Origin of the sequence: Kitasatospora gansuensis (genome assembly GCF_014203705.1) — a bacterium.
Classification (GTDB): Bacteria; Actinomycetota; Actinomycetes; order Streptomycetales; family Streptomycetaceae; genus Kitasatospora; species Kitasatospora gansuensis.
The window spans coordinates 999,834-1,011,526 of record NZ_JACHJR010000001.1; the positions used below are offsets into that span (position 1 = coordinate 999,834).

At 72.5% G+C, this 11,693-nt stretch carries 11 protein-coding genes; 3 read left to right on the top strand and 8 right to left on the bottom strand.

Annotated elements, in window-relative coordinates; translation table 11 throughout:
• The first annotated feature begins 105 nt into the window (after nt 1-105).
• A complete protein-coding gene (locus F4556_RS04650; RefSeq protein ID WP_184911840.1) occupies nt 106-1,461 on the top strand; it encodes a helix-turn-helix domain-containing protein in 1,356 nt (451 codons plus the stop codon).
• 4 nt (nt 1,462-1,465) lie between these two features.
• On the opposite strand, the gene F4556_RS04655 is transcribed toward F4556_RS04650, so the two are convergent.
• The 3 genes from F4556_RS04655 to F4556_RS04665 form a co-directional block, all read right to left on the bottom strand.
• Nucleotides 1,466-2,365, bottom strand: coding sequence for an NAD(+)/NADH kinase (locus tag F4556_RS04655; RefSeq protein ID WP_184911841.1), 900 nt, complete (start codon nt 2,363-2,365; stop codon nt 1,466-1,468).
• A complete protein-coding gene (locus F4556_RS04660; RefSeq protein ID WP_184911843.1) occupies nt 2,362-3,405 on the bottom strand; it encodes an SPFH domain-containing protein in 1,044 nt (347 codons plus the stop codon). Before F4556_RS04660 ends, F4556_RS04655 begins: the two co-directional genes overlap by 4 nt.
• An 81-nt stretch (nt 3,406-3,486) precedes the next feature.
• Entirely contained in the window at nt 3,487-4,305 is an 819-nt protein-coding gene (locus F4556_RS04665) for an SDR family NAD(P)-dependent oxidoreductase (RefSeq protein ID WP_184911844.1), read from the bottom strand.
• Nucleotides 4,306-4,577: 272 nt separating this feature from the next.
• On the opposite strand from F4556_RS04665, the gene F4556_RS04670 reads away from it, so the two are divergent.
• Complete coding sequence (locus tag F4556_RS04670; protein WP_184911845.1) at nt 4,578-5,444, top strand: 3-hydroxybutyryl-CoA dehydrogenase; 867 nt, start codon at nt 4,578-4,580, stop codon at nt 5,442-5,444.
• 61 nt (nt 5,445-5,505) lie between these two features.
• On the opposite strand, the gene F4556_RS04675 is transcribed toward F4556_RS04670, so the two are convergent.
• Nucleotides 5,506-5,685 (bottom strand): antitoxin, encoded by a 180-nt coding sequence (locus F4556_RS04675; RefSeq protein WP_313068148.1) that lies wholly within the window; start codon nt 5,683-5,685, stop codon nt 5,506-5,508.
• Between the two features lie 210 nt (nt 5,686-5,895).
• Between F4556_RS04675 and F4556_RS04680 the strand changes: the two genes are divergently transcribed.
• Nucleotides 5,896-6,531: an HNH endonuclease family protein gene (locus F4556_RS04680; protein ID WP_184911846.1), complete on the top strand. Its 636-nt coding sequence runs from the start codon at nt 5,896-5,898 to the stop codon at nt 6,529-6,531.
• Between the two features lie 63 nt (nt 6,532-6,594).
• On the opposite strand, the gene F4556_RS04685 is transcribed toward F4556_RS04680, so the two are convergent.
• The 4 genes from F4556_RS04685 to pheS all read right to left on the bottom strand — a co-directional run bounded on the left by F4556_RS04685 (nt 6,595) and on the right by pheS (nt 11,609).
• Nucleotides 6,595-6,807, bottom strand: coding sequence for a hypothetical protein (locus tag F4556_RS04685; protein ID WP_184911847.1), 213 nt, complete (start codon nt 6,805-6,807; stop codon nt 6,595-6,597).
• A 171-nt stretch (nt 6,808-6,978) separates the two neighbouring features.
• Nucleotides 6,979-7,782, bottom strand: a complete 804-nt coding sequence (locus F4556_RS04690; RefSeq protein WP_184911848.1) for a chitosanase — start codon at nt 7,780-7,782, stop codon at nt 6,979-6,981.
• Nucleotides 7,783-7,974: 192 nt separating this feature from the next.
• Nucleotides 7,975-10,488 carry a phenylalanine--tRNA ligase subunit beta gene (gene pheT, locus F4556_RS04695; protein ID WP_184911849.1) on the bottom strand — a complete coding sequence of 838 codons (2,514 nt, stop codon included), beginning with the start codon at nt 10,486-10,488 and terminating at the stop codon, nt 7,975-7,977.
• Nucleotides 10,488-11,609 carry a phenylalanine--tRNA ligase subunit alpha gene (gene pheS, locus F4556_RS04700; RefSeq protein WP_184911851.1) on the bottom strand — a complete coding sequence of 374 codons (1,122 nt, stop codon included), beginning with the start codon at nt 11,607-11,609 and terminating at the stop codon, nt 10,488-10,490. The genes pheT and pheS overlap by 1 nt, the downstream gene beginning before the upstream one ends.
• Between the last annotated feature and the right edge of the window lie 84 nt (nt 11,610-11,693).

The following is an 11,693-nucleotide window of genomic DNA, read 5'->3' on the forward strand; positions in this document are numbered from 1 at the left end:
ATCAGACTTAAGTGGTGAGTTAATGTAGGCCACCCGCCGGTGCCCCGACAATGGGGCGGACGCCACTGGCAGACGGCACGGCGGGCGACCTGGGAGGACGTGGGCATGACGGTGCGGACCGACGCCGCCGCGATCGGGCAGCGACTGCAACAGCTGCGCCGGGAACGCGGGTTGACCCAGCGGGCGCTGGCCGGCGACGGGTACACCGCCGCCTACGTCTCCACCCTGGAGGCCGGCCGGGTCCGCCCCTCCGAGACCGCCCTGCGCTACCTGGCCGAGCGGCTCGGCGTCACCCAGGACGAGCTGGCCACCGGCCGTCCCGCCCAGCTGGCCACCGAGCTGCGGCTCGCCCTGACCGAGGCCCAGGCCCTGCTCGCGGCCGGACGGCCGGGGCCGGCGGGCGACGGCTTCGCCGCCGTGCTGGAGCGGGCCGAACGCGAGGAGGTGGCGGCCGTCCGCCCCGCCGCCCTGCTCGGGCTCGGCGAGTGCGCACTGGAGAGCGGGCGGCTGGAGCAGGCCAGGGAGCACTTCGAGGCGGCCGAGCAGCTGCTCGCCGACCAGCCGCTGCCGCAGCGCGCGGCCGCCGTCCGGGGCCGCGCGGTGGCGTACCTTCTCTCCGGCGAACTCCGGTACTCCTGCTACCTGCTGGAGACCGCGATCGACCAGCTGAACGCCGCCGGACTGCCCGACCCGGACGCCCTGCTGCTGCTCTACGCCGCCGTGATCGGCCCGTACATGGACATGGGCGCGCACACCCGCGCCGCCCAGGCCGCCGAACTGGCCCTCGCGCTGGCCCCCACCGCCACCGACCCGGCGCTGGTCGCCGGGCTGCACCGCAGCGTCGCCCGCACCCTGATCGCCGCCGGGCGGATCGCCGAGGCGGACGCCTCACTGGCCCGCGCCCAGCAGCTCTACCAGCGGCTACGGCTGAGCTCCGACCTGGCCAAGTGCCACTGGATGCGCGGCTACGTGCACTCCCAGGCCGGACAGTTGGCGGAGGCCGAGCGCGAACTGCGCACCGCCCGCGAGATGCTGGCCGTCCAGCAGGCCGAACTCTTCACCCACCAGGTGGACGTGGAGCTCGCCGACGTGCTCCGCCGCCGGGGCCGGCACCAGGAGGCCGGCCGGCTGCTGCACGCCCTGCTCGACCGGCTCGGCCCGCACCGGGGCGCCGTGCACGCCGCCGGGGCGCACCGCCTGCTCGGCCTGATCGCCGACGAGCAGGGCGCCCCCGAGGACGCCGAGGAACACTACGTCCGCGCCCTCTCCCTGCTCGAACAGACCGGCGCGGCAGGCGACTTGGCCGACCTCTGCCGCCTGCTCGGCGACCTGTACCGCCGCACCGGCCGGACCGACCTCGCCCTCGACGTCTACCGCACCGGCCTCGGCCACCGCGCCGCCCCCGGCACCACCACCCTCGGCCCCGGCCCGGCCCAGCCCCCGGGCGGCCTCACCGACTAGACGCTCAGGCGAACAGCCGCAGGCGCTGCGCCGCCACCCCCACCCGGACGGTCTGACCCCAGCTCAGCTGGAGCGCGTCCGACTCGACGCCGTCCCCGAAGGCGATCAGCCGGTCCGACTCGACGGTCAGGGTCAGCCCTTCGCCGTCGCCCAGTACGCCCTCGACCTGCGAAGTGCCGGTGGCGGGCGAGGGCCAGGCCTCCCGGACGAACCAGGCCACCGCGGCGGCGGTCGGCCCGGGCAGCGGCAGCGCGCTGCGCCGCTCCAGTGCGGCCGAGCGGCACCAGCCGGTCGCCCCCGTCCCGGTGCCGACCAGGACGCCCGAGGAGGCCTGCGCCTCCTCCGGTCCGTCCCCGGCGGCCAGCCGGTAGCGGGAGGTCTGGTGGCCGCTCTGGCCGAGGTAGATCTCGTTCAGGGCGAGCAGCCGCTGGGTGTCGTCGGCGACCGCCTCCACCATGGTGCGGTCCTCCAACTGCCCTTCCCCGCCCGGGCCGACGGCGGCCCGCAGCAGCCGCCCGGCCTGCTCGGCCCGGTGCCGGACCAGCACGCCGGGGTTGCGGCCCGGCTCGGTGTCGATGCCGATCACCGGCTGACCGGAGAGGTACTTGGCGGCGTTGGCCACCAGCCCGTCCTGGCCGACCACGACCACCAGGTCCTCGGGAGAGAAGAGGAAGCGGTCCAGGTCGGCCCGCTCGACCCGGCTGCGCCGCCAGTCCAGCGGCACCGCGGCCGTCACCTCGGCGAGCGCGGCCAGCGCACGGTGGTGGCGTTCCTCCACCTCCGCGAGCGAGCGGCCGCGCGAGCCGGTGAAGAAGGACGCCTGCCCGCGCGAGCCGTGCCGGGCGAGCAGTTCCTCGTACTCGGTGCGGCGGTGCACCAGCACCACCCGGGGTGCCAGGCTCACCGCTCGGCGCCCAGCCTGGTCAGCAGGCCGGTCAGCAGGCCGGTCAGCACGTCGGGGGTGAGCGTGATGCTGTCGATGTTCGGCAGGTGCTCGGCCAGCCTGATCAGCGCGAGCGCCCGCAGCACCTCGGGACCGGCCTGCTGATGCGCCGTCAGCCAGGCGGCCTCGGCCTCGGCCTTCGCCGCGCCGAGGTCCCGGTCGGAGTCGGCCTGGGCACTGGCCAGGATCCGGGCGGCCTCCGCCTCGGCGGCGGCGAGCCGGGTGCGGCGGACCGCCTCGGCCTCGGCCCTGATGCCATCGGCGGCCGCGTTCTGCTCGGCCAGCCGGCGGGCGTTCGCGCCCTGCTGCTCGACCAACTGCTCCTCGCGGCGGGCGAGCTCGATCTGACTGGCGAGCTCGTTCTCGGCGATCGCGCGCTCCCGCTCGACCGCCACGGCCCGCCGCTCGTAGGTGGCCCGGTCGGCGTCCTGCTGGACCTGCTCGCGGGTCGGGGTGCGCAGCGCCCGCTCCATCTCCGCCTCGGGCCGCAGCGCGGTGATCCGCACCGCGACCACCGCGAGCCCGGTCTCGGAGAGCCGCTGCTCGTCGGCCAGGCCCTCGGAGATCCGGTGCCGCAGCGCGGTGATGCCGTCGGCCAGCGCCTCGGCGAGCGAGGTGCGGGCGATCAGCTCCAGAGCGTACTGCTGGGCGATGTCGGTCAGCAGCGTGCCGAGCTGGTCCAGCGGTTCGGCCCGCCAGCGTCCGGTGTCGGGGTCGATGCCGAAGTCCACCCGGGTCGCGGCCACCGCGGCGTCCACGATCCGGTAGGTCACGGCGGCCTGGACGGTGAGGTCCTGGAAGTCGGCCGTGCTGGCGTGGAACAGCATCGCCAACTCGCGGTCGTCGGCGGGCACTTCGGAGATCGCGGCGGTGCGCGGCCGGAACCAGAACGCCAGCCCGGTGCCGTCGTGCACGAGCTTCCCCCCGCTCAGGTGCCGCACGTGCGAGGTCGGCGCGGCCCGCAGATGCCGGAAGCCGAAACGCCTGGTGATGTCGGCCATGGAGTCCCCCTCTGGACAGCTTTAATCGTCCCCATGACGATAACGGCTCGAGCCATTTATCGTCAATAGGACGAAAACGGCTCAGCCCATCGGATCGTCCTCGCCGTAGGCCCGCAGCCGCAGCGTCCTGGCATCGGACTCCCGGATCGCCTCGGCCCGGGCCACCAGCTGCTCCAGATTGTCCCGGCCCGCGTGGATGAACCGGCCGTGCAGCGCGTCGAACCGGCCCCGGGCCGCGTCCACGGTGACCGCCACCATGTACGGGATGCTGCCCCAGGCCTTCATGTCCTTGAACATCGGCATACCGGCCGTCATGTCGGTCTGCACCGCCCCCGGGCTGATGTCGAGCACCACCACGTGGTGCGCGGCCAGCGAGTCGGCAATGTTGTCGGAGAGCTGGAGCAGCGCCCCCTTGGAGGTGGCGTACGCGGTGTAGTGGCCGTCCGGCCGCAGCGCGAACCCGGAGTTGAGGTTCACCACCCGCCCCCGGCCCCGCTCCACCATCCCCGGCAGCACGCTGCGCAGCAGGTTGTACGGGCCGCGCAGGTTGGTCTCCACCACCTGCCACCACTGGGCCGGGTCGGTCTCCCAGAGCGGCACCTCGTCCCGGTCCACCTGACCGGCGTTGTTGACCAGGAAGTCGACCGGCCCGAGATCGCGCTCGACCGCTCGGACCGCCTCCCGCACCGCGCCCGGCCTGGTCACGTCGGCGGTCACCGCGACCCCGCGCGCGCCGTGCCGCACGCACTGTCTGAGGGTCTCCACCAGCACCCCGTGATTGCGGCCGACCAGCCCCACCGCCATCCCCTCGGCGGCCAGCCCGATGGCGATCTCCCGCCCGATCCCGCGGCCCGCCCCGGTGACCAGCGCGACCTGCCCTGCGAGTGATCCCGTAGGCATGCGTACGTGCTCCCTCCTCGACTGCTCCGTATTCTTCGGGCCGTCCGGCCGTCCGAGTTGGATCACCAGGGCCGACCGGGCCGCTTGTCATCCGATCGGCTCAGCATTCGTACCCGCACCGTCCGACGAAGATCACATCCCGGACCGGAGATGAACTCGCCGGTAGCCGGGTAGTACCGTCGTCCGGGCGGCACGTACGGCCACGACACCGGCGCGCCCCCGCCGTAACGCATGCTGGGCACCCCCAGCTCCACCGTGAAGAGGGCAACTGAGTGAGTGACATCGCGCGCGTCGGAGTAGTCGGCTGCGGCCTCATGGGGTCGGGCATCGCTGAGGTCTTCGCCCGCTCGGGCCTGGACGTGCTGGTCTCGGAGGCCAGCGGGGAGGCCCTGGAGCTCGGCCGGACCCGGCTCGGCAACTCGCTCGCCACCGCCGTCCAGCGCGGAAAGCTGACGGACGAGCAGCGCGCCGAGACCCTGTCCCGAATCGCCTTCACCACCGACCTGGGCGACTTCGCCGACCGCGACCTGGTGGTCGAGGCGGTGGCGGAGCAGGAGGAGATCAAGAACAAGATCTTCCAGACCCTGGACCAGGTGATCGAGCGCCGGGACGCCATCCTGGCCTCCAACACCTCCTCGATCCCGATCGTGAAGCTGGCCGCCGCCACCTCCCGCCCGGAGCAGGTGATCGGCCTGCACTTCTTCAACCCGGCCCCGGTCCAGCGCCTGGTCGAGGTCATCCCGACCCTCACCACCTCCGCCGAGACCACCGCCAGGACCGAGAACTTCGCCGTCCAGGTGCTCGGCAAGGAGCCGATCCGGGCCCGCGACCGGGCCGGCTTCGTGGTCAACGCCCTGCTCGTCCCGTACCTGCTCTCGGCGGTCCGGATGTTCGAGTCGGGCGTCGCCACCGCCGCCGACATCGACAAGGGCATGGAGGCCGGCTGCGCCCACCCGATGGGCCCGCTCCGCCTCTGCGACCTGATCGGCCTGGACACCATCCTGTCGATCGCCGACAGCATGTACGACGAGTACAAGGAGCAGCTGTACGCCGCTCCCCCGCTGCTCTCCCGGATGGTCGACGCCCGCCTGCTCGGCCGCAAGTCCGGCCGCGGCTTCTACGACTACACCGCGAGCTGACCCAGGCAGCGCACGACAGGGCCCCGTACCGCGATCGGTACGGGGCCCTGTCGTGTGCGCGTTACTGCGGCGCGGGCGGCTCCTGGGTGCCGAGCTGTTCGTTGAGCTTCTGCTGGGCGGTGTCGACCTGGCCGCTGTACTTGCCGCCGGTCTTGTCGTCGACCATGTCCCCCGCCTTGTCGACGCCCGTCCGCACGGTGTCCTCGTGGCCCTTGATCATGCTCTTCAGCTTGTCGAACACGGCTCGGTCCTTCCTGTGCAGCGATCGGATCCTCCAAGGATCACCGCTGCTCCTCCCGGCCGCATCCGCAGGCGGTTCCGGTGAAGACCCACCGTCAGAAATTTACCTCCCGGGTCTACCCGCGTAAACCAGTGGCCCTCCATGATGGCGGAGCGCATCCACCCGAGCGCTCGGGTGCCCCAACTCCCCCGTCGAGTACTGGAGTTCGCCATGTCCCGAGTTCGTCGCGCCGCCGCCGCGGCCGGTGCCGCCGTCCTGGCCTCGGCCGCCCTGATCGGCCTCGCCGCTCCCGCTCAGGCCGCCCTGCCGACGCCGGTGTCGGCCGCCACCGCCCGGACCTACCTGGCCGCGCTGACCGTCGCCGCCGACTCGCACGCCTCGACCTACGACCGCGCCCTCTTCCCGCACTGGAGCACCGTCTCCGGCACCTGCAACACCCGCGAGACGGTGCTCAAGCGGGACGGCGTCAACGTGGTGGTCAACTCCTCCTGTGCCGCCACCTCGGGCTCCTGGTACAGCCCGTACGACGACATCACCGAGACCGCCTCCAGCGACATCGACATCGACCACATGGTCCCGCTCGCCGAGGCCTGGCGCTCCGGCGCCTGGGCCTGGACCACCGCCCAGCGGCAGGCCTTCGCCAACGACCTGACCCGGCCTCAGCTGATCGCGGTCACCGACAACAGCAACCAGACCAAGAGCGACCAGGACCCCTCCACCTGGCTGCCGCGCGCCGCCTACCAGTGCACCTACGTGCGGGCCTGGGTGCAGGTGAAGTACTACTACAACCTCACCGTGGACACCGCCGAGAAGTCCGCCCTCACCTCGGTCCTGAACGGCTGCTGACAGACGTCGGGCGGGGTGCGGGCCCCCACAAGCCCACACCCCGCCCCTCGGACCGGCCCAGCGTCAGCCCTGCGGTGCCCCCACCGGCACCGCCCACACCTGGGCCGCCCTGCTCTCCTGCAGCGCGCTGATCCGTTCCACCACCTGGACCGCCAGCAACGCGGCCACCAGGCCCAGCACGTCCGCCGCCACCATCCAGTCGCCTGCGGCGTTCAACTCGGATGCACTGTCGGCAAGTTCGTAGCGGGCATCGGCGATCCCGCCGAGTACCAGCATCCGGCGCACCGCCCGCGCAATCCGCGCAGCGGCCGTTCTGACCGACAGCAGGACTCGTCCCGCAGGATGTGCACACGTCGGCCATGACGGCCCCTCGTTCGCAAGTGAAACGTCCCCCGTGGGACGCACCGCGACATTATGGCGGCGGCAGCCCTTACCAAGCCATCGGCGTCAGCTGTTGATGCTGAAGCTGTCGCCGTAGACCTTCCACTTGAGCGGCGGGTTGAGGTCGAAGTTCTTCGCCTTCAGGAAGACCCGCTGCGCGGTGTCCACCCGGCTGGTGTCACTGTGCGCCTCCTCCTGCTGCATGGCCCACTTCCGGGCGTCCAGGAAGGCGTTCAGGTAGGTGGTCTCGTCGCCGCCCTGGGCGGGGGTCTTGGCCTTGGCGAGGGCGCGCTTGCGGATCGAGCCGAAGCTGGTGGGGTCGCCGCCGTTGCCGTGCATCACGATGGCGTCGTAGTACGCGAACTGGCCCAGCGCGCGCAGGCCGTCGGCCTTGCCCTGGCTGACCGCCGGGTTGAAGTAGACCCGGTCGCGCTCGTGGTTCTGGGCCTGCTGGAAGGTCGAGTCCTTGGCGGCGGTGGCCCAGTCGCGCTCGAAGGCGGAGCCGAGGCCGGTGTGCGAGTCGGTGCCGTCCACCTTGCGCAGTGCGGGCAGGTACTTGGCCAGGATGTTGCCGGGCTTGACCTGGGTGTAGTACTCGACCAGGTCGAGCATGTCGCCGGTGCCGGAACAGAAGCCGATGATGCCGGCGGTGTAGCCGCGGCCGTCGCCGATGTCCTCGATGTACTTGTACTGGGCCTTCCAGTCCAGCGAGGAGTTCTCCGCGCTGGAGACCAGCTTCATCGCGATCTCCTTCTTCGCGGGGTCGTCCAGCCCGACGGCGGCGGCCTGCGAGGTGCCGCCGAGCAGGGTGACGGAGAGGGTGGCGGCCAGCAGGCCGGTGATGGCGGTACGACGGTTCAGCGCGTGCATGGGGGGCGCTCCGTAAGGCCAGGGGATTAGGAAACTTTCCTAACTGGACAGGATTGAAGCGCGCCCACCACCCGTACCGCAAGAGCCCGGCCACAACTTGCACCAAAAATCCGGCAGTTGAGCCCAAAACAAAACAGGGCCCCGCCCCCGGCGAACCGGGGACGGGGCCCTGCTGACCTGCGAGGACGGGCGTCAGGCGCCGCGCAGCACCGCGCCCGTACGGGCGGCGGCGGTCGCCACCGCCGACTCGCGGGCGGCCGTGGCCTCCTCCGCGGTCAGCGTCCGGTCGACGGCGCGGAACCGCAGCGTGTACGCCAGCGACTTCTTGCCCTCGCCCGCCTGCTCGCCGGTGAAGACGTCGAACAGCCGCAGCGACTCCAGCAGTTCGCCCGCCCCGTCGCGCAGCGCGGTCTCCACCTCGGCGGCGGGGACGGCGGTGTCGACGATCAGCGCCACGTCCTGGGTGGCCACCGGGTAGCCGGAGACCGGCGGTCCTGAGACCCGGCCGGACAGGTCGGCGCCCAGCAGGTCCAGGTCGAGCTCCATCGCGCAGGTGCGCTCCGGCAGGTGCAGCGCCTTGATGACCCGCGGGTGCAGCTCACCGGCGTGGCCGACCACGGTGCCGGCCACCGAGAGCTCGGCGCACCGGCCCGGGTGCCACGGCGCGTACTGCGCCTGGCGGACCGTCAGCTCGACCCCGGCGGCGCGGGCCACCGTACGGGCCGCCTCGACGGCGTCCGCCCAGGAGGCCCCGGCGCCCTTGCCCCACCAGCCGGACGGCAGCCGCTCGCCGGCCAGCGCGACGGCGACCCGGCGCGGCTGGTGCGGCAGGGCCGCGTCCAGCTCGGCCAGCTGCTCGGCGCTCGGGCGGCGGTCGACGGGCAGTCGCGGCGCCACCTTGAGCTCCGGCTTGGGCAGGAAGACCGTACCCATCTCGAAGATCGCCAGATCGGTGTTGCCGCGGCCGATGTTCCGCCGCAGCGCGCCGAGCAGGCCCGGCAGCAGCGAGGTGCGGAGCGAGGGCTCCTCGTCGTTCAGCGGGTTGACCAGCTTGACGGTCCGTCGGCGGGCGTCGCCCGCGTCCAGGCCGAGCGCGTCCAGCGCGGCCTCGCCGATGAACGGGTAGTTGTTCACCTCGACGAAGCCCGCCCCGGCCAGCGCCACGCCGGTCCGGCGGTGGAAGCGCTGGGCCTCGGTCAGACCGCGGCCCGGCGGCACCATCGGCATCCGGGCGGGGACGTTGTCGTAGCCCTCCAGCCGGATGACCTCCTCCGCGAGGTCGTACGGGTCGGTCAGGTCGGGCCGCCAGCTCGGCGGGGTGACCTCCAGGATGTCGGCGCCCGCGACGGTGGCACCGATCTCCTGCAGGCGCCGGGTGACGGTCTCGCGGCCGTACTCGGTGCCCGCGACCCGGTCCGGCAGGTCCGCGTCGATCGCGATGGTGCGCACCGGGTGCGGCGCGGCGATGTCGGTGACGCCCGCCTCGGCGGTGCCGCCAGCGATCAGCACCAGCAGGTCCACCGCGCGCTGCGCGGCGGCCCGGGCGGCCTCCGGGTCGACGCCGCGCTCGAAGCGCTTGGACGCCTCGGAGGGCAGCTTGTGCCGCTTCGCCGAACGGGCGATGGAGACCGGCTCGAAGTGCGCCGCCTCGATGATGATCTCGGTCGAGCCGGTGGTGACACCGGTCTCCGGGTCGGTCACCGGGTCGACGATCTCGGTCGAGGCGCCGCCCATCACACCCGCGAGCCCGATCGGGCCCGAGTTGTCACAGATCAGCAGGTCCTCGGTGGACAGCTTCCGCTCGGTGCCGTCCAGCGTGGTGAGGGTCTCGCCCTCGGCCGCGCGGCGGACCTGGATCGGGCCGTCCACCCGGTCGCGGTCGTAGGCGTGCAGCGGCTGACCGACCTCGAGCATCACGTAGTTGGTGATGTCGACGGTCAGCGAGATCGGGCGGATGCCCGACTTCTGCAGCCGGCGCTGGAGCCAGATCGGCGACTGCGCGGCCGGGTCCACGCCGGTGACGGTGCGGGCCACGAAGCGGTCGCAGCCGACCGGGTCGGCCACCTTGACCAGGTAGCCGTAGGAGTTGGCCGGCGGCACGTCGAGCAGCGCCGGGTCGGCCAGCGGCAGCCCGTACGCGGCGGCGGCCTCACGGGCCACACCCCGCATCGAGAGGCAGTAGCCGCGGTCGGGGGTGACCGCGATGTCCAGCACCTCGTCGACCAGCTGGAGCAGCTCGATCGCGTCGGTGCCGGGCTCGTACTCCGGCGGGAGCACGATGATGCCGTTGTGGTCGTCGCCCATGCCCAGCTCGCGGGCCGAGCAGATCATGCCGGCCGAGGTGTGGCCGTAGGTCTGCCGGGCGGCGATCGGGAACGGGCCGGGCAGCACGGCGCCCGGGAGCACCACGACCACCTTGTCGCCGACGGCGAAGTTGGTCGCGCCGCAGACGATCTCCTGCGGCTCGCCGGTGCCGTTGGCGTCGCCGACGTTCACGAAACAGTGCCGGATCGGCTTCTTGAAACCGGCCAGCTCCTCGATCGAGAGCACCTGACCGACCACCAGCGGGCCCTTGAGGTCGGCGCCGAGCTGCTCGACGGTCTCCACCTCGAGACCGGCGCGGACCAGTCGGGCGGCGACGTCGCGGCCGGTCTCACCCGCCGGAATTTCGACGTACTCGCGCAGCCAGGAAAGCGGGACGCGCATCAGATCTCCATCCCGAACGGGAGGGTGAAGCGGACGTCACCCTCGACCATGTCGCGCATGTCGGCGACGTTGTGGCGGTTCATCAGAATGCGCTCCAGGCCCAGGCCGAACGCGAAGCCGCTGTAGCGCTGCGGGTCCACCCCGCAGGCGACCAGCACGCGCGGGTTGACCACGCCGCAGCCGCCGAGCTCGATCCAGCCCTCGGAGGAGCAGGTCCGGCAGGGGCGGTCCGGGTTGCCGACGCTCTCGCCCCGGCAGACGAAGCACTGCAGGTCGATCTCGGCGCTCGGCTCGGTGAACGGGAAGTACGAGGGCCGCCAGCGCAGCTCCAGGCCGCCGCCGATCAGCTTCTCGACCAGCAGCTCGATGGTGCCCTTGAGGTCGGCGAAGGTGATGCCCTCGTCCACCGCGATGGCCTCGACCTGGCGGAACACCGGGGTGTGGGTGGCGTCCAGCTCGTCCGTCCGGTACACCCGGCCGGGGCTCACCGCGTACAGCGGCGGCTCGCGGTCGAGCATGGTGCGGATCTGCACCGGCGAGGTCTGGGTGCGCAGCACCACACCGGAGTCGGCGGAGCCGTCCGGGGCCTGCACGAAGAAGGTGTCCTGCATCGACCGGGCCGGGTGGTCCTCGTGCAGGTTGAGCGCGTCGAAGTTGAGCCACTCGGCCTCGACCTCGGGGCCCGAGGCGACCTCGTAGCCCATGGCCACGAAGGTGTCCTCGATCCGCTCGGCCAGCGTGGTGAGCGGGTGCCGGGCGCCGCGCGGGGTGCGGTCGTACGGCAGCGTGACGTCCACCGCCTCCTCGACCAGCACGCGGGCGTCCCGCTCCGCCTCCAGCTCGACCTGACGCTTCGCCAGCGCCTGGTTGACCGCGCCGCGGGCCTGGCCGATCAGCTTGCCGGCCGCCGCCTTGGCCTGCGGGGGCAGCGCGCCGATCTCGCGGTTGGCGAGCGACAGGGCCGAGCGGTCGCCGGTGTGCGCGACCTTGGCCTGCTTGAGCTCCTCGAGGGTGCCGGCCGCGGCGAAGGCCGCGAGGGCCTCGTCCCGGGCGCGCTCGACCTCTTCGGGCTTGAGTGCCTCGACCTCTACCGGGTCGTAAGACTTATTGGGTGCCGACATCTCTATCTTTCCCGTGCTCCTGCTCGTGAAGGGGTGCCTCGCCCTTGCGCTACGCACTGCGTGGCCGGGGCACGGGCAGCCGCT